At 48.7% G+C, this 17,457-nt stretch carries 20 protein-coding genes; 10 read left to right on the top strand and 10 right to left on the bottom strand.

The features are described 5' to 3' along the window. The first annotated feature begins 44 nt into the window (after nucleotides 1-44). On the top strand, nucleotides 45-2,645 hold the full coding sequence (locus ACN0VA_RS12120; protein ID WP_417821406.1) for a TRAP transporter permease: 2,601 nt from the start codon (nucleotides 45-47) through the stop codon (nucleotides 2,643-2,645). Nucleotide 2,646: 1 nt separating this feature from the next. Beyond that, on the top strand, nucleotides 2,647-3,075 hold the full coding sequence (locus ACN0VA_RS12115) for a universal stress protein (protein ID WP_417821405.1): 429 nt from the start codon (nucleotides 2,647-2,649) through the stop codon (nucleotides 3,073-3,075). Between the two features lie 73 nt (nucleotides 3,076-3,148). Here ACN0VA_RS12115 and ACN0VA_RS12110 read toward each other — a convergent pair whose 3' ends face one another. After that, on the bottom strand, nucleotides 3,149-3,769 hold the full coding sequence (locus tag ACN0VA_RS12110) for an indolepyruvate oxidoreductase subunit beta (RefSeq protein WP_417821404.1): 621 nt from the start codon (nucleotides 3,767-3,769) through the stop codon (nucleotides 3,149-3,151). After that, nucleotides 3,759-5,615 carry a thiamine pyrophosphate-dependent enzyme gene (locus ACN0VA_RS12105; protein ID WP_417821403.1) on the bottom strand — a complete coding sequence of 619 codons (1,857 nt, stop codon included), beginning with the start codon at nucleotides 5,613-5,615 and terminating at the stop codon, nucleotides 3,759-3,761. The genes ACN0VA_RS12110 and ACN0VA_RS12105 overlap by 11 nt, the downstream gene beginning before the upstream one ends. Before the next feature lie 414 nt (nucleotides 5,616-6,029). On the opposite strand from ACN0VA_RS12105, the gene ACN0VA_RS12100 reads away from it, so the two are divergent. Continuing rightward, nucleotides 6,030-6,461: a hypothetical protein gene (locus ACN0VA_RS12100; RefSeq protein WP_417821402.1), complete on the top strand. Its 432-nt coding sequence runs from the start codon at nucleotides 6,030-6,032 to the stop codon at nucleotides 6,459-6,461. Here the strand turns inward: ACN0VA_RS12100 and ACN0VA_RS12095 are convergent. Both ACN0VA_RS12095 and msrP read right to left on the bottom strand, forming a co-directional pair. Next, nucleotides 6,451-7,065, bottom strand: a complete 615-nt coding sequence (locus ACN0VA_RS12095; RefSeq protein WP_417821401.1) for a sulfite oxidase heme-binding subunit YedZ — start codon at nucleotides 7,063-7,065, stop codon at nucleotides 6,451-6,453. The two genes, ACN0VA_RS12100 and ACN0VA_RS12095, sit on opposite strands and share 11 nt — an antisense overlap. After that, nucleotides 7,065-8,009 (bottom strand): protein-methionine-sulfoxide reductase catalytic subunit MsrP, encoded by a 945-nt coding sequence (msrP, locus tag ACN0VA_RS12090; RefSeq protein WP_417821400.1) that lies wholly within the window; start codon nucleotides 8,007-8,009, stop codon nucleotides 7,065-7,067. The genes ACN0VA_RS12095 and msrP overlap by 1 nt, the downstream gene beginning before the upstream one ends. Before the next feature lie 94 nt (nucleotides 8,010-8,103). Here msrP and ACN0VA_RS12085 point away from each other — a divergent pair, with 94 nt between their 5' ends. From ACN0VA_RS12085 to ACN0VA_RS12075, 3 genes are read left to right on the top strand one after another with little or no spacing between them, the layout of a single operon-like run. Then, the gene (locus tag ACN0VA_RS12085; protein ID WP_417821399.1) at nucleotides 8,104-8,307 is read left to right on the top strand and encodes a SlyX family protein; all 204 of its coding nucleotides are present in this window, start codon (nucleotides 8,104-8,106) and stop codon (nucleotides 8,305-8,307) included. A 22-nt stretch (nucleotides 8,308-8,329) separates the two neighbouring features. Next, nucleotides 8,330-8,563, top strand: a complete 234-nt coding sequence (locus tag ACN0VA_RS12080) for a DUF1178 family protein (protein ID WP_188661563.1) — start codon at nucleotides 8,330-8,332, stop codon at nucleotides 8,561-8,563. Between the two features lie 4 nt (nucleotides 8,564-8,567). Continuing rightward, nucleotides 8,568-8,942, top strand: a complete 375-nt coding sequence (locus ACN0VA_RS12075; RefSeq protein ID WP_417821398.1) for a DUF423 domain-containing protein — start codon at nucleotides 8,568-8,570, stop codon at nucleotides 8,940-8,942. Here ACN0VA_RS12075 and ACN0VA_RS12070 read toward each other — a convergent pair whose 3' ends face one another. The 3 genes from ACN0VA_RS12070 to polA form a co-directional block, all read right to left on the bottom strand. Beyond that, nucleotides 8,943-9,290: a hypothetical protein gene (locus ACN0VA_RS12070; protein WP_417821397.1), complete on the bottom strand. Its 348-nt coding sequence runs from the start codon at nucleotides 9,288-9,290 to the stop codon at nucleotides 8,943-8,945. It abuts the gene before it with no gap. Nucleotides 9,291-9,376: 86 nt separating this feature from the next. After that, nucleotides 9,377-9,685: a hypothetical protein gene (locus tag ACN0VA_RS12065; RefSeq protein WP_417821396.1), complete on the bottom strand. Its 309-nt coding sequence runs from the start codon at nucleotides 9,683-9,685 to the stop codon at nucleotides 9,377-9,379. Between the two features lie 23 nt (nucleotides 9,686-9,708). After that, the gene (gene polA, locus ACN0VA_RS12060) at nucleotides 9,709-12,549 is read right to left on the bottom strand and encodes a DNA polymerase I (RefSeq protein ID WP_417821395.1); all 2,841 of its coding nucleotides are present in this window, start codon (nucleotides 12,547-12,549) and stop codon (nucleotides 9,709-9,711) included. Nucleotides 12,550-12,654: 105 nt separating this feature from the next. Between polA and ACN0VA_RS12055 the strand changes: the two genes are divergently transcribed. Together ACN0VA_RS12055 and ACN0VA_RS12050 are read left to right on the top strand one after the other, a co-directional pair. Continuing rightward, complete coding sequence (locus ACN0VA_RS12055; protein WP_417821394.1) at nucleotides 12,655-13,059, top strand: DUF2946 domain-containing protein; 405 nt, start codon at nucleotides 12,655-12,657, stop codon at nucleotides 13,057-13,059. A 43-nt stretch (nucleotides 13,060-13,102) separates the two neighbouring features. After that, nucleotides 13,103-13,858: a metal ABC transporter solute-binding protein, Zn/Mn family gene (locus ACN0VA_RS12050; protein WP_417821393.1), complete on the top strand. Its 756-nt coding sequence runs from the start codon at nucleotides 13,103-13,105 to the stop codon at nucleotides 13,856-13,858. Nucleotides 13,859-13,896: 38 nt separating this feature from the next. Here ACN0VA_RS12050 and ACN0VA_RS12045 read toward each other — a convergent pair whose 3' ends face one another. Then, nucleotides 13,897-14,358, bottom strand: coding sequence for a hypothetical protein (locus ACN0VA_RS12045; protein ID WP_417821392.1), 462 nt, complete (start codon nucleotides 14,356-14,358; stop codon nucleotides 13,897-13,899). Nucleotides 14,359-14,495: 137 nt separating this feature from the next. Next, complete coding sequence (locus tag ACN0VA_RS12040) at nucleotides 14,496-14,678, bottom strand: zinc-finger domain-containing protein (protein WP_188661552.1); 183 nt, start codon at nucleotides 14,676-14,678, stop codon at nucleotides 14,496-14,498. Nucleotides 14,679-14,757: 79 nt separating this feature from the next. Between ACN0VA_RS12040 and ACN0VA_RS12035 the strand changes: the two genes are divergently transcribed. Next, nucleotides 14,758-15,759: an ABC transporter ATP-binding protein gene (locus ACN0VA_RS12035; protein WP_417821391.1), complete on the top strand. Its 1,002-nt coding sequence runs from the start codon at nucleotides 14,758-14,760 to the stop codon at nucleotides 15,757-15,759. Beyond that, nucleotides 15,743-16,720: an alpha/beta fold hydrolase gene (locus ACN0VA_RS12030; RefSeq protein WP_417821390.1), complete on the top strand. Its 978-nt coding sequence runs from the start codon at nucleotides 15,743-15,745 to the stop codon at nucleotides 16,718-16,720. Before ACN0VA_RS12035 ends, ACN0VA_RS12030 begins: the two co-directional genes overlap by 17 nt. 74 nt (nucleotides 16,721-16,794) lie before the next feature. Here the strand turns inward: ACN0VA_RS12030 and ACN0VA_RS12025 are convergent, their stop codons facing one another. Further along, nucleotides 16,795-17,448: a glutathione S-transferase family protein gene (locus ACN0VA_RS12025; RefSeq protein WP_417821389.1), complete on the bottom strand. Its 654-nt coding sequence runs from the start codon at nucleotides 17,446-17,448 to the stop codon at nucleotides 16,795-16,797. Nucleotides 17,449-17,457: the final 9 nt, after the last annotated feature.

Raw genomic sequence — 17,457 nt, 5'->3', positions numbered from 1 at the left:
ATCTACATACGCGCAGATCGTTTTGACGCAAAGGAGTATTCGCGATGGGTCAAAATACAGAAAATACAAATCCGGCGATGAGTGCCGAAGAACTGGTCGCTGAAGCCGATACAGGCGGGCGCCGTCCTTTCGGACTTGCCGGACAAATTTTATTATTCACCGCCCTCGGCTGGTCGATCTTCCAAGTATGGTACGCTTCACCGCTGCCCTTTATTTTCGGGGTTGGGGTTCTCAATGATACCGAAGCCCGCGCCATCCATTTGGCGATTGCTGTCTTTTTATCTTTTACCTCTTTTCCCGCAACCAAGCATTCCCCCAAGTCTTATATTCCCATCCAAGACTGGATCATGTCCTTGATCGGTGCTTTTTGCGCCGCTTATTTATTCCTTTTCTACAATCAACTGGCAGATCGTCCCGGTAATCCGACGCAATTCGATGTCATTGTCGGTGTTGTCGGCATGATCTTGTTGCTCGAAGCCACCCGACGCGCCTTGGGCCCGCCCTTAATGGTCGTGGCGTGTGTCTTTTTGACATACACTTTTGCCGGACCCTACATGCCGGACGTAATTGCTCACCAAGGGGCCTCCCTCAATAAAGGGATGTCGCACTACTGGTTGACAACCGAAGGTGTATTTGGCGTGGCCCTTGGGGTTTCAACCTCAATGGTGTTTCTGTTTGTCCTGTTCGGTGCCCTTCTGGAACAAGCCGGTGCAGGCAATTATTTTATCCGCGTGGCCTTTGCCCTGATGGGACATATGCGCGGTGGACCGGCCAAGGCCGCAGTGGTTTCCTCTGCCATGACTGGTATGATCTCGGGTTCCTCCATCGCCAACGTTGTGACCACCGGAACGTTCACCATCCCCTTAATGAAAAAAGTCGGATTTTCGGCTGAAAAGGCCGGTGCGGTCGAAGTCGCCTCCAGTACCAATGGTCAACTAACCCCACCGATCATGGGGGCTGCGGCCTTCCTGATTGTGGAATATACAGGCGTTCCTTTTATCGACGTTATCAAACATGCGTTCTTGCCTGCGGTTATTTCCTATATCGCCTTGGTCTATATCGTTCACCTTGAAGCGATGAAAGCCAACATGCAAGGCTTGCCCCGCATTCATAAAATCGGTTTGAAAGGCAGTTTGATCGGTGCCCTCAGTATCTTTATTATCCTGGGTGGACTGATCTGGATTATGCCGCCCTTGCTGGGATGGGTCAAAGTCATGGCCGGGGATGCAACAGGTTGGGTGGTTGCCCTTGGATTGGCGATTATCTACATCGCTTTGGTCAAATTTGCCGCACGTTACCCGGAACTGGATACAACACCGGAAATTAACGAACTTCCGCCTGTTGGCCCGACCGTCAAAGTCGGTTTGTACTTCCTGTTACCTGTTGTGGTTTTGGTCTGGTGTTTAACGGTTGAACGTATGTCACCGGGATTATCGGCCTTTTGGGCAACCGTCTTTATGATGTTTGTCGTCATCACACAGCGCCCACTGATGGCATATTTCCGCAACAAGGGCGATGATGTTCAAACGGCCTATAAAACCGGTCTGTCTGATTTGTTCAATGGCATGGTTTCCGGTGCGCGTAATATGATCGGTATCGGTGTCGCAACCGCTGCCGCCGGGATCGTAGTGGGCACTGTCACCCTGACAGGGATCGGCCTTGTGATGACAGAATTTATCGAACTGATTTCGGGCGGTTCTGTTATGCTGATGTTGATCTTCACCGCCATTATCAGCTTGATCCTCGGTATGGGTTTACCGACAACCGCCAACTATATTGTTGTGTCTTCCTTGATGGCGCCGGTGATTGTGGCATTGGGGGCGCAAAGCGGCCTTATTGTCCCGCTGATTGCCGTTCATCTGTTCGTCTTTTACTTCGGCATTTTAGCCGATGATACGCCCCCTGTCGGGTTGGCCGCCTTTGCCGCGGCTGCCATTTCACAGGGCGATCCAATTCGAACGGGTTTGCAAGGGTTCATGTATGATATCCGAACGGCCATTTTACCCTTTATGTTCATCTTCAACACCGAATTGTTGATGATCGGGATAACCGGGCCCTTCCATCTTATAACCGTGATTGTCGTCGCAGTCATTGGGATGCTCACCTTTGCCGCAGCAACACAAGGCTACTTCCTTGTCAAAAGCAAGATTTGGGAAACGGCGGCCTTGTTACTCATTGCCTTCACATTGTTCCGTCCTGCCTTCTGGCTGGATATGATCATCCCGCCTTATGAAGAACGTCCGGGTACGGAATTAATGAGTTTGGCAGAAGGCGTCAAAGACGGCGGAAGCTTGACTATTCAAATCAATGGTATCGACCTTCAAGGAAACGATGTTTCCAAAGCTGTCATGATCCCGATGGGACCAAAAGCCAGCGGTACGGACCGTCTGAATTTTGCCGGTATTGAACTGCGCAATGAAGACGGTAAGGCCATTGTCGACAATGTCATGTTTGACAGTCCGGCAGCCAAATTGGGCGTTGATTTCGATTTTGAAATCAGTGGCGTTCAGGTGGAAACAGACCGACCGACCAAGCAAATCATGTTTATCCCTGCATTTGTGCTGCTGGGGCTTGTTATTCTGGCGCAACGTGCGCGTCGTCGAAAAGAAGTCCCTTCATCCGCAGCCCGCGCACAAGGAGCGTAAAATGTATAAAGATATCCTCCTCCCCATCGATTTGGCAGAACCAAGTTCCTGGCACAAAACACTGCCAACTGCCATTGAGATGTGCAAAACTTTCAACAGTAAACTTCACGTAATGAGCGTGGTGCCGGACTTCGGCAGCTCGCTCGTTGGATCTTTCTTCCCGAAAGGTTTTGAAGCAAAAGCACTGGAAGAAACCAAAAAGATCTTAAAACAATTTGTGGCCGACAACATCCCGGATGGGATCGAAGTCCAGCGCGTCATTGCAAACGGGACTGTTTATGATGAAATTTTACGGGTCTGCCATGATGTTGATATTGATTTGATTATCATGTCCGCCCATCGCCCCAAACTCGAAGACTATCTGCTTGGTCCCAACTCCGCACGGGTTGTGCGCCATGCCAAATGTTCCGTCTTTGTCGTTCGCGATTAAGTCGGTAAACAAACATCAAAAAAAGCCCATTGCAAAAACGCAATGGGCTTTTTCTTTGTCTATACCTAAGATTTTAGGCCGCACTTTGGGCCGATTTTGCAGCAGCCTTACGACCGGCTTCAAAAGCTTTATCGTTTAGTTCGGCCAGTTCAGGTTTTTTCTGGCGGAAACGTTCCACAATAATGTCTTTCAAAACCTGTGCATCAAACGGCAAATGTTCAGAAATCGCGCCCATTAAAATGGTATTGACCAAACGCATTTCCCCCAGTTCGCGGGCGATTTCACCGGCATCAAAGTCATAGACTTCCACCCCGTTTTTGCGCATTTCTTCCACAGGATTATCTGGATATTCAAACAGACCAACATTGACCACAGGGGGTTTGATACGCGATGTATTGACCATCGCAACACCACCTTTTTTCAAATGTTTGGCCCACCGCATCGCTTCTGCCGGTTCAAACCCGACGAGAATATCGGCCTCGCCTTTCGGGATCGCAGGCGAAAGTACTTTTTCACCAAAACGCACATGCGATGTGACAACACCACCGCGTTGCGCCATACCGGCAACCTCGGTCTTTTTCACATCAAGCCCTAATTGAATGGCAGCCATTGACAGGGCTTCAGACGCTGTCATCACCCCTTGTCCACCAATGCCGCAAACGAGGATATTGGTCAGTTCCGCATTATTGGACATTTTTGGCTACCTCCAGAAAGCTAACAGGTTTAATCACATCGGGACCACAGGTGCTGACACACAAGTTACAGCCTGTACAAGCGGTTGTTTCAATCTCGACATAGGCTTTTTCGACCTCTTTCCCGGATTTACGTGTTTCGGTTTCACGCCGCGTTACGATAATTGCCGGACAGCCTGTGCTCAAACAGTTGGCACAGCCCGTACAGCCATCAATCACTTTCAATGGGTTTTGACGTTTAAAGCGTGTCGTCAACACACAGGGCTGATCGGTAATAATGACAGACGGTTCGTTCTGATTAATCTCTTCCTTAATCGCCTTGAACATGGTCGGCATTTCATAAGGGTTGACCCGGCGGACACGTTCTGGATTCACCCCAAGTGCCACAACGATCTTCTCAAAATCAGCCCGCGGTGCTTCATTGCCGTGAATATCAAACCCGGTTCCGGCATGTTCCTGCCCGCCCGTCATACCTGTTGTGCGGTTATCCAGCAACATCACGGTGACGTTCCCACGATTGTAAATCACATCCAACAATGGTTGCATGCCCATATGCAGGAAGGTTGAATCCCCGATCACCGCCACAACAGGCTTGTCTTTATCTTCATCAGACGCGCCCAGCGTCATGCCCAGCGCCATAGAGATAGACGCCCCCATACAGGTGGTCGTATCCAGTGCTTTCCACGGGTGCCCAGCCCCTAACGTGTAACAACCGATATCGCCTGCGATGCGGATTTTCTTATGCAGTTTGGACAAGCAATAATAAGGCGATAAATGCGGACAGGCCACACACATGGTTGGCGGACGCGGGAAAACCGGCAAATCGGGATCGGCAAGATCATCGACGTTTTCGCCATATAGCTCGCGGATCGGTTTATCCAGAATAAGGGGGCTGAGTTCGCCCGTTTTTGGCAGGATATCCTTGCCATGTACAGCCACACCTGCGGCCTTTAATTCCGTTTCGACCAGCGGTTCGGTTTCTTCAACCACAACCAGTTTGTCCACTGTTTGCCCAAACGCGCGGATTGCCTCAATCGCCACCGGGTAGGACATACCCATTTTAAAGACCGGAGCATCGGGGAAAGCTTCTTTAACATGTAAATAAGCCGGACCGGACGTCACAAACCCAATACGTTTATCGCTGCCTTCATCAATGCGGTTTAAATCACATTCATTGACATAGGCTTTCAAAATGACGTCGCGTGAACCTTGTTTTTTCAATAATTCCTTGGCATGGTTCGGCACCATGACCCACTTGGTCGGATCATCCAAAAATCCTTTATGTTCATAGGCTTGGCGTTCCCCGACCGTTACAAGGCCTTTCACATGACAGACACGTGTTGTCATACGGATGATAACCGGAATGCCGAATTTTTCAGACAGTTCGTAGGCACGAATAGCCATTTCATAGGCTTCTTGTGAATCACAAGGTTCCAAAATCGGCAGGTGGGCAAACCGGCCCCAAAAACGTGTATCTTGTTCATTCTGCGATGACGATAACCCCACGTCATCAGCAACGGCAATCACCAGCCCGCCGTTGACCCCGGCCAATGTTTGTGACATCAACGCATCAGAGGCCACATTGACGCCAACATGTTTCATCGCACAGAAAGATCGTGATCCAACAACACAGGCTCCAATGGCAACTTCCAGAGAGACCTTCTCATTCACCGACCATTGGGCGTGAATATCTGGATAGAGGGCTAGGTTTTCCAGTATTTCGGTAGACGGCGTCCCCGGATAGGCCGTCGCGACCTGAACACCGGCTTCCCAGACACCACGTGCTAGGGCTTCGTTACCGGACAACAAATGCCTGCTGTCGGCGATGGCTTTAACAATTGCGTTCACGTTTTTGCACCTGACTCTTTTTAAATTCCTCACTAAAAAGAAGCGCGTCTAGCGCACCCCCTCGCCAGGCAAGATACGATAAAAGCATTATTTTTCGCAATTTTTTTGTAATTTTATTTACATAAAACATTTGATAACGAACAAATAAAACAAAGCGTTACAAATTAAGCCATTATTCCCACGTTGATGTTACACATTTTGGAATGATTACATTTCGTCACATATGCAACCACTTTCATTCCATATGCCGAACGAGCGGGCATAATCCCCAAATAGGTCATGACTACTTACCGATTCTCGCACGCTTTGCCCACCATACGAACCCACATAAATACAAGCCTCAAGAAAGTATTTGATAATAATTATCAATTGCACTATTAAAGAAAGAAGAACTTCTCCCAATAAGGATATGCCATGTCCCATCCCTATAATCACCATACCATCTCGCTTAGTGATACACTGGCATTGCGCATTTTACGCGCTTGCCCACGTGCCGCCGCTTCCATGAATATGGCGCCGCAGGAATGTAAATTGTTATGTGAGTTCCGCCTTGAATTGGCAAAGACCAGCCGCACCACACTTGAACTTTCTCATATGAACACGCCGTCCATCTCCAGCCATGAACGTTGCATCCTTAATGGATTGGCTGCCGTTCAAAACAATAGACCGGATCGATTTCTACATATTTTGGAATGGCTGGTTCCCGTCTGGGCACGTGACAGCGTACAGCAAAAATTCCAAGTGATTGCGCATCTTTTAAGTATTCATAACATCCACCTGAGCCTGCCTGCATTGCCTTCCCCGGCAACCTGCGAAACCGTGGAGCTTCATGCCATTAACGGATAGATTTAGCCAGTTGAAAATTTTCTCCGTAGCGTCGATAGAGACGTTCCCCCAGCAAGAAAAGCAAGATCCCTCCATAGATCAAGGGTTCCCGCACATCGGCTTTGACCAACAGATAGAAATGGACAACACCCATAATTGCGATGGGATAGACAAGTTTATGTAGTTTCTTCCAACGCGCCCCGCCCAGTTTACGCACCATGATTTTCGGGGACGTCACCGCCAAGGGGATCAACAGTAAAAGGGCCGTCATCCCAATGGTGATATAGGGGCGTTTGACAATATCTTTCCAAATGGTCGCCCAGTCAAAGAAATGATCAATGCCGATATATACCGCCAAATGTAAAAAAGCATAGAAAAAGGCAAAAAGACCGATCATCCGGCGATAACGCATTACCCATGCCCAACCCATCAGGCGGCGCACGGTGCTAACCGCCAAACCCAACAACAAAAATCGTAAGGTCCAATCCCCGAGATCACGCAGGATGGTTTCAATCGGATTGGCTCCCAAGCTGCCCGCGAAAATGCCATAGACCAGCCAGAACGCTGGAAGCAGACACACTAGAAAGACAAACGGTTTGATCGGTATTTTTCTTTTTCCTGCCATTAGAAATTCTTCCTCAGGTCCATACCTTTATAAAGATCGGCGACTTCTTCCGCATACCCATTAAAGGCCAATGTCGGACGGCGGAAAAATTCACCGATACGGCGTTCCTTGGCTTGTGTCCAGCGTGGATGATCCACATCAGGATTGACGTTGGCATAAAAGCCATATTCACTTGGGGCCTGTTGCATCCATGTAGATGTCGGCATTTTATCGACAAAGCGAATACGCACGATGGATTTAATGCTTTTAAACCCGTATTTCCACGGCACAACCAAGCGGATCGGCGCGCCATTTTGCGGGGGCAACTCTTCGCCAAAAATCCCGGTGGCCAGCAACGTCAGAGGGTGCATAGCTTCGTCCATACGCAAACCTTCAGTATAGGGCCACGGGATGATTGGATATTTCTGCCCCGGAAACTGTTTTGGATCAACAAGCGTGGTAAATTCCACATATTTGGCCTCCGTTTTCGGGTCAAACTTTTTCAACAGACTGGCCAATTCCACACCCACCCACGGGATGACCATAGACCACGCTTCCACACAGCGCATGCGATAGATGCGTTCTTCCTGTTGATATTGCCCCATCAGGTCTTCAATACCAATTTCACCGGGATTGTTGCATAAACCGTCAACCTTAATGGTCCAAGGCTTGGGCTGAAAATCACCGGAGTTATCCAAAGGATCTCCCTTACCCGTGCCAAATTCATAGAAATTGTTGTAACCGGTGACTTCATCATATTTGTTTAGCTTTTCATCGGTACTGAACGGGCTTTTGATGACCCCTTCAATCTTTTGCGGCAAATAAGCCTGTGCCGATGTTGGCAAAATGGCCGCAGCGCTTAGCGCCAGTGTCGCTTTTAAAAAATCGCGTCGCTTCAGGTAAGCGGCTTTGGATGTAATTTCAAAAGATTTAGGATCGCTTGCAATCGTGTGTTTAATCAACATATCAGTACTCACATAAATCGTTACCGGTTTCTTATAGTAATATGGTAATGATTTGCGCGCGCCCCACATTAAATAACAATTTCGTGAGCACCTGATGAGCATCGAAGATCGTTTAACCGAATTGGAAATACGCATCACCCATCAAGACAGCACAATTGATGAGTTGAACAAAACGGTTTTTGAACAATGGCAGACTATTGAAAAACTGACCAAGGAACTACTATCCATGAAAGATCGGGTCAAGGCCGTTGCCCCCAGTGAAATTGACGATACCCCTTACCTTCCGCCACATTATTAATACCAAATCCGGGAAATAAAAGATGATCAAATATAAGCTGCAATGTGATCAAGGCCATGTGTTTGAAGACTGGTTTGCCAGTTCATCCAAATTTGATGACATGAGCGAAAAAGGCGAACACAGCTGCCCGGAATGTGGGTCCAGCCACGTCAAAAAAACCATTATGGCCCCAAGTGTCTCCACAGCGCCCCAAGCCCCGTCCTGTGCTTCTGCCCCAATGTGTTCCAACATGGGTTGTCCGGCGATGCAAGGTTAAAGCCATGACAAAAACCAGCCGTTTATGGATCGTACTCGCCGGATTAATGGGGGCCGAAGCCGTTATTGCGGGGGCACTGTCTGCGCATGCGGGCTTATCCGAACAGGCTGTTTTATGGGTAGACAAGGCGGTTAGTTATGAATTTTGGCACGCCCTCGCTCTTTTGGCTGTAGCCCTGTTATCCTTGCGCGAAAGTTCCCGTCTTCTCACCTTATCTGGTGTGCTGTTTACCGCAGGTGTCGCCTTGTTTTGCGGTACGCTTTACATGAAGGGATTTTGGGAAATAACCCCCTTCCCCATGTCGGCACCACTGGGTGGGTTTTGCTTGATTGGCGGTTGGTGTGTACTGGCTTTTTACGGGTTCAAAGCCAAAAACTGATTATCCCAAATCAAAACGATGTTCATAGCGAATGGTCATGGATACCCCGCCATAACCATTTGGGCTTAAAGCCTTGACGGCCTCGCGCGGTAACGGAATGCCTACTTTTTTGGAATAAAGAACCATCGCGGCCACAGTCGTCGCATGATCAAACACTTTGCGCGATACATCATCATCAATCGCCGTTGAGACCTTGGCAACAATGCTGAATTCATCGCCCCCCATGACTTTGACGGCAGACACATTTGTTTGATTGCCACTGACACCTTCTTTTCGACCATGAAAAAAGGCCAGCGCATTGCGTAATTCGATATCGGTATATTCAATGCGTCTGATCTCGACCGGCATTCTTCTTTTTATTCCAAAGCAATTTCGTCTGCGCGTTTATATAGCGCAGAGTTTCCGACAAAGAAACATGCAATTTCAGGTTTCAATCAAACCGAACGGATCATCAGGGTTAGAATATTCCCTTCCAACTTCAGCGCTTTTTTCGCGCTGCGTGGCACCGGCAACTTATGATCCTGACAAAAAACCAGCAAGACCGTGATCATTTCACGTGCAGACAGCCCCACATGGGCAGATTTGTCTTCACCAAAATAAAGGACAATTCGCCCACCCGTTTCTTCTTCAATCGAATGAATGGGGCGCTTGGGAACCTTGCGCCCCGTCCGGTTGGCATAAGCAATCAATGCTGCTTTGACCTCTTCCAGACTGAAACCTATTTTTCGAATCTCAGTTGCCATGATCCGCCCCCGAAACCATCATTCTAATGCGCTTCTTCCCAATTGTGACCGGTGCCAATGTCCACCACCAAGGGCACATCCAGATCAACAGCGCTTTCCATAACGTTACGTAAAACCTCTGCCGTTTTCTCCTGTTCTTCCGGCGTGACTTCCAACACCAATTCATCATGGACTTGCAACAAGATTTTGGCGGATAGACCAGCATCCTGCAACGCACCGGGCAAGCGGATCATCGCACGTTTAATAATATCGGCGGCCCCGCCCTGAATGGGGGCGTTAATGGCAGCGCGTTCCCCATAGGCACGACGCGCCCCGTTTTTATCATTAATACCGGGAACAAAACATTTCCGCCCTAAGAACGTGGTGACATAGCCATATTCACGGGCTTCTTCCTTGGCATCATCCATAAATTTGCGAATGCCGGGATATTGTTCGAAATAGGCTTGAATATATTCTTTGGCCTCGTCGTTACCAATGCCCAACTGTTTTGCCAAACCATATTGGGATTGCCCATAGATAATGCCGAAATTAATGGCCTTTGCATTGCGACGGACCATCGGGTCCATCCCTTCCACCGGTACACCGAAGACCTGTGATGCGGTCAAAGCGTGGATATCCACGCCGTTTTGGAAGGCTTCTTTCAAGGTATCAATTTTGGCAACATGGGCCAACAGGCGTAATTCGATTTGCGAATAATCCGCTGCCATCAAAATCTTGCCTTCATCCGCAATAAAGGCATGGCGGATCCGACGACCTTCTTCCGTACGGATCGGAATGTTTTGCAGGTTTGGATCAGATGAACTGAGACGCCCGGTCGATGTCACCGCCTGCTGGAACGACGTATGCACCCGCCCGGTTTTGGCGTTAACCTGTGCAATCAAGGCATCGGCATAAGTACTTTTTAATTTTGATAACTGACGCCATTGCAGCACTTTGGCGGGTAATTCATGTCCCGCATCCACCAGTTTTTCCAAAACCCCGACGCCTGTCTGATACGCACCTGTTTTGCCTTTTTTCCCACCGGGAAGCGCCAGGTCATCAAACAGGACCTCGCCGAGTTGCTTGGGCGACCCGATGTTAAATTCGCGCCCGGCCAGTTCGTGGATTTTAATTTCCAATTGCGCCATACGGCCTGCAAATTCTTCACTAACCCCGCGCAATTCCTGCACATCAACCCGGATACCGTTTTGTTCCATCATCGTCAAAACAGGGATCAATGGGCGTTCCATCGTTTCATATAACGTCACATTTTTTTGTGCCGCCAATTGTGGTTTGAAAATCTTGTGCAAACGTAATGTGATGTCGGCATCTTCTGCAGCGTAATCAAGGGCTTTGTCGAGTTCGACCAAATCAAAGGTGATCTGGTTTTTCCCGGTGCCACAGACATCTTTAAACGCAATGGGTTTCAGTCCGAGATGAAGCTCGGACAATTCATCCATCCCGTGACCATGCATGGCCCCTTCATTGATGTAGGACAGAACCATCGTGTCATCGATTGGGGTCACATTGATCCCGCCATTATCCGGGTTCGATAAAACCAGCATATCGTATTTGATATTCTGCCCGACTTTTAAAACGGCCTCATCTTCCAACAGGCTTTTCAGCAGTTCAACCGCCCGATCAAACGGTACTTGTTGCGGGGCACTCACATCGCCTTCATCATCGCCAAACAAAGACGTCTGGGCGGCTTGGCTTGATTTATGACGCAAGGGGATATAACAGGCCTTGCCAACCTCGTACGATAAAGACACCCCGACAAGATTAGCCGACATGGCATTTAAAGAATCGGTTTCCGTATCAACCGCAACCGTCCCACATAAACGCGCACCTTCGACCCAGCGCGATAATGTGGCCTCATCCTGCACCAATTCATATGTGGTTTCTTTCGGGCTTAGACTTGCCATATTGGGCAATGCCACTTCACCACTTGCGCGTTCCTGCGTCTGCCCGTCTTCATCCATGCTCAGTTCCACACCGAACTTGGCGGTAATGCGCGGGATCAGGGACTTAAACGATTGTTCTTCAAAAAAGGCGATCAGTTTTTCCGCATCGATCTGACGTGTTGCAAAATCTGCCAATGTTTGTTCGATCGGCACATCCTGACACAAAGTCACCAACTGCTTGGAAATACGTGCCATTTCCGCCTGTTCGATCAGGCGTTCACGGCGTTTAGTCTGTTTGATTTCGCCAGCGCGTTCCAACAAGGTTTCCAGATCACCATATTCATTGATCAGCTGCGCCGCTGTTTTCGGACCAATCCCCGCAACACCGGGTACATTATCCGAACTATCGCCCGCCAAGGCCTGAACATCTACAACCCGGTCCGGGCCAACCCCGAATTTTTCCACCACTTCATCATGGGTGATGATGCGGTTTTTCATGGTATCCATCATGGAAATATTATCATCGACAAGCTGCATCAAGTCTTTATCGATAGACACGATCGTTACTTGCGCGCCCATTGCGGATGCTTGCTTAGCATAAGTCGCAATCAGGTCATCGGCTTCATAACCTTCCATTTCCACACTGGCGACATTAAAAGCTTTTACGGCTTCACGGACCAAGGCAAATTGCGGGATCAAGTCATCAGGTGGTGGTGGACGATGCGCCTTATATTCCCCGTAAATATCGTTCCTGAATGTTTTACGCGCCGTATCAAACACCACGGCCACATGGTCTGCATCCGTATCGCCCAACAGCTTCATCAACATGGAACAAAAACCGTAAACAGCCCCAACAGGGGTGCCGTCAGCACGGCTCATCGGGTGGCGCATATTGGCAAAATATGCACGAAAAATAAAGCTGGACCCGTCAATGAGATAAACGTGTTCCGGCTTGGCCTGTGGTGTCGCTTGATCAGTCATACTCCAGACTATAGCGTCCAATTTACAGAGAGCAAGAGAGCTTGTTGATCCGGATTGCGTTTTTCGCTATAGATTAAAACCATAATAAAGATAGGGACAAAAATCTTGCACGGAACCCGAAAACTTGAACACCGTCTTTTAGACAAGCGCCTGTTCTGCGCTTGCCTTGGTGTCTTTGCGTTTTTGTTTCAGGTTCTCACACCGCTGGCCATTCAGGCACAAAACACCGCAAATCAGGATCTTCCACCGGAATTCAGAATTATCTGTAGCGCCTATGGCTTGGTTACCCTGCCTGAAGGTGAAACAGACGAAGAAAGCAAGCTTGCGAATTTCTGCCCTTACTGTCAGCTTCAGCACCTTAGTCAAGCCATTGCGCCCAAGGATTTCCCCCTTTTGGGACGCGCCCATGTCCTGCAAATCAAGCAAGCCTTTATTCACCGTATTGAACCGGCAACTCAGCGCCACGCACGCATTGCGACTCCACGATCTCCTCCTACGAATTTGATCTGACTTATTCCTCTTTTCAAATTCATTTTCTTCAAGGAGATTTCCCTTGCGTATATTTATGCTTGGCCTGCTGGCCCTGTTCACTATCTTATCACCCCTACACACGGCCCATGCAACCGAACAAAAGAACATTCTGGTCAGTGTCCCCGCCCTTCATTCCCTCGTATCCGATCTGATGGCAGGGGTTGCGACACCCGGCCTATTATTTGCCCATGCAGATGATCTAAACAATCCGCAACTGAGCAATGACCAAAAAAACAAAATCGACCGCGCCGATATGATGATTTGGGTGGGGCCGAAATATGAAAGCAACCTCATCCCCTTGCGCCTGTCTCATCCTGAACTGGTTCGCAAGGAACTGACCCTCAGTGATAACATTCCCCTTTTTCACAAACCCATCGCACAAGCGGCCCACAATGCAGACTATTTCGGGGATATGAAATTCTGGCTGGACCCGCGTTTGGCAAAAATGGCTGTGCGTCGGATGTCCGCCATGTTGGTCACACAGTTTCCCGACAATTACGAACATATTCTGGATAATGAAATCACCTTGATTGCCAAGCTTAAAAAGCTGGAAAGCAAAATGCATCAGGTCTTAAAGAGCGATAAAAGCGTCCCCATCAACGTTCCCAAATCAGATGTTCTCTATCTGGCGTGGCGTTTTAATCTGGAAGCCCCCAACTGTGCGCAAGCCGCAACCAAACTACAAGGGTTTGATCGCACAAGCGGGCCGGACCAATATTTCAACATGATGGACGATATTTTGGAAGATTTACGTGTTTGCCAGCTTCATCAGGTTTAAAGCTCAAGAGAAGGCGCCTCTATATCAGGGACGCCTTCTTAATCATCCCCATAAAGACTTGGGCATTCTTCACGCTTTGCCGCCGCACAGTTGAAGAAATTCACAATACGGCGGGCATGTTTGCGTGAACGACGATCAACGCAGCGATTATAACTTGCAACCGCTTGCAAATATAACGCGGTCATATCCCGACAATTTTCAACATCCACCAAACGCGGTTTATAACGCAGATCAAACAGGCAATCCGGGATATCCGGATTTTCACATTTATAGGAACTGACTATTTTCATCCCCACATCGTCTTTGGTGTCTGCCTTTGCTGACGACTGCGCCGCCATATCCGGCATAGATACTTGAGGACCGCTTGCGTTGTCTGCCGGTTGATTTGCGCTCATATCCGGTTTTTCAATGTCCTTTATCAGCTTTTCCCAACTGGTTTGCGCCATTGCAGGTGAAACAACCAACATGAATAACGCAAGAGATAAAATAAACCAGCGCATGACGCCCCCTTAAAAGTCACAAACAAAACCATAAAAACACTTTTAAGTTTATAGGCGCAAATTGCAAGCAACAAAAAAGGATTCCCACTCTTGACGGGAATCCTTTTCAGCATAAATCAGTTATTCAAAAACGTGTCTTAGTGACCGTGCAGGGACACGCCTTCTTTTAACTTATAATGTTTGGAGCAATACGGACAAACGACTTCGTAGCCGTGTTCCTGTTTCAAGCTCAAGAATACACGCGGGTGGCCCGCAGCGCCGCCGTCACCATCACAAGCAACGGATGCAGTTTCAACCTCGATGATTTCTTCAGGCTTCATAATGCCCCCTAAAAACATTGTCATAAACTAAACTGGATGATACCGATTGCATTAAAGGATTACAACCGGAGCAAATTTCGTGACAGCTTCTATAGCGCAAAATCAGAATAATGACACCTCTAATTCCACCCCGAATGGGGCGATTGAGGTAAAAAATCTATCCAAGACCTATAAGGGGCAGTACGGACAACCGGAAAAACATGCCCTGAACGATGTCTCCCTGACCATTCCACAAGGCTCTTTCTTCGCCTTATTGGGGCCAAACGGCGCAGGGAAATCCACCTTCATCAATATTCTTGCCGGACTGGTTATTAAAACATCCGGGCAGGCCAAAATCTGGGGCTACGATATCGAAGACCAGATGCGCGCCGCACGTCGCGCCATCGGTATTGTCCCGCAGGAACTCAACCTCGATCCTTTTTTCACTCCGCGTGAATTGATGGAAGTTCAAGCTGGCCTCTACGGTGTCCCGCAAAGCAAACGTCGCACCGATGAAATTTTGGAGGCTGTCGGCTTGGCGGATAAAGCCAATTCATATGCCCGCACCCTGTCTGGCGGTATGCGCCGCCGCCTTTTGGTCGCCAAGGCAATGGTCCATTCCCCCAGAATTTTAGTTTTGGATGAACCGACCGCCGGGGTGGATATCGAACTGCGTATTCAATTGTGGGATTATGTGCGGGAATTGAACCGTCAAGGCACCACCGTCCTGCTGACAACGCATTATCTGGAAGAAGCCGAAGAACTGTGTGATAAAGTCGCAATCATCAACCACGGTCGCTTGGTGGCCTGTGATGAAACCAAAACCTTGCTCAGTAAAATGGATGCCAAGGAATTGATCGTCACCGTCGCAGAAACGTTGAACGACGTCCCCGATATTTTACGCGGACATGGCTATAACGTCACCCTGACAGGTCCAAATCAGCTATCCTTCCAATATAGTCCTAGCAAGGTGGAAATCGCCAAAATTTTGGATCTGGTTTCCCAAGCCAAACTGACCGTTGCCGACCTCGTCACAAAAGAAAGCGATTTGGAAGACCTCTTCCTGCGTCTGACCAGGGAAGATAATGCTAAAATCGCTTAAATTTTTCTGCCTTGGCCTTTGCCTGTTTCTGGTTGCCTGCACCCCCTATATGGAAGGTGCAGGCCCAGTGAAAAACGTGCCCAATTTGGACGGCGATTTTTATGTTGCTGCCGATGGGGCCAGACTGCCCTTGCGTATCTGGAAACCAGATGGGGCACCCAAGGCCGTTTTGCTGGGAGTTCATGGATTTAACGATTATGGCAATTTCTTAATGCCAGACATGCCGACATTCTTACAAGAAAACGGCATCTTACTGATTACATATGATCAGCGCGGGTTCGGAAAAGGCCCGCACCCCGGAATTTGGGCCGGAACCGACACAATGGTCAATGACCTCGCCACCCTTATTCATCTGGTACACAGCCGTTATGAAAACCTGCCTTTATACGTCATGGGTGAAAGCATGGGCGGTGCGATTGTTTTAAATACATTGGCGGAAATTAAACCCCTGCCTGTTGCCGGGGCAATTCTCTCCGCGCCTGCCGTTTGGGGCATGAGCACATGGCCGTGGTATCAAAAGGCCGCCCTATATATGTTCAGCTATAGCGTCCCGTGGATAAAGCTAAGCGGTGGTGGCATCGTGCAACCCACCGATGCCCTAGAAACTTGGAAAAATTGGAGCTTGGACCCCCTTGTCATTCGCGCAACACGCGTTGACGCCCTTTACGGTGTTTCACAAGCAATGGAACGCGCCTTACACAATGCAGCCAAATTAGAAACACCCAGTCTTGTTTTATATGGGGACAAAGACGAAGTGATCCCGCGCATTCCCACCGCAAAGATGGTTAAAAACCTGCCGGTCCAGCACCGCGTTGCCCTTTATGAAAACGGCTGGCACTGGTTGCCGCGCGATAAAAACGGCCCCCTTGTCTGGAAAGATATTCTCGCATGGATGAACGATCAAAAGGCGCCGCTTCCCTCCCTCATGGATCTCAACGCCCGAGCACGTCTTGCGCCCTGATCATCACATCACAAAAACCGACCTTGTCGGTCTTCCTCATCCCGCGATAAGGAAGCAGCAGGAAACATCCGTTTTTATACTTCCGCTACATCCATAACCCATTCTTCCACAGCACCCGCTTCGCGCCATTCTTTTAAATGAGCCATATTCAAGATGGTTTCCATATACGCTTTCGCGGACCCCTCAACCGCAATATCGTAAGTCTCAAACCGGCTGACGACAGGGGCGAACATGGCATCTGCAATCGAAAAATCACCAAACAGGAACGGACCATTTTGTCCGTAATTTTCCCGGCAGTCTGTCCAGATCGCGAGGACCCGGTCAATTTCTGCCTGACAGATGGGGCTGGCTTGGAAGTTACCACGCGCACGACGCATATTCATCGGCATATCATTGCGGATATTAAAGAAACCGGAATGCATTTCGTATGAAATACAACGGGCATGGGCGCGGGCTGATTTATCAATCGGCCAAAGGTTTGCATTGGGATATTCTTCGTTCAAATATTCACAAATCGCCAGAGAATCCCATATTTCCTGCCCATCTACCTTTAAAACCGGCACTTTGCCTGATGGAGAATGCGTGAGAAGTTCTTCCTTAAAATTACCTTGCAATAAGGGCACAATAATTTCGTCAAAATCCAACCCCAAATGTTTCATCACCAACCAGGGGCGCAAACTCCAAGAAGAATAATTTTTATTTCCCAAAATCAAACAAAGTGCAGACATTATCCATTC

Origin of the sequence: Terasakiella sp., assembly GCF_048267425.1 — a bacterium.
Lineage (GTDB): Bacteria > Pseudomonadota > Alphaproteobacteria > Rhodospirillales > Terasakiellaceae > Terasakiella.
Note: the sequence above shows the minus strand (reverse complement) of the source record. Positions and strands in the feature narration are given on the sequence as shown.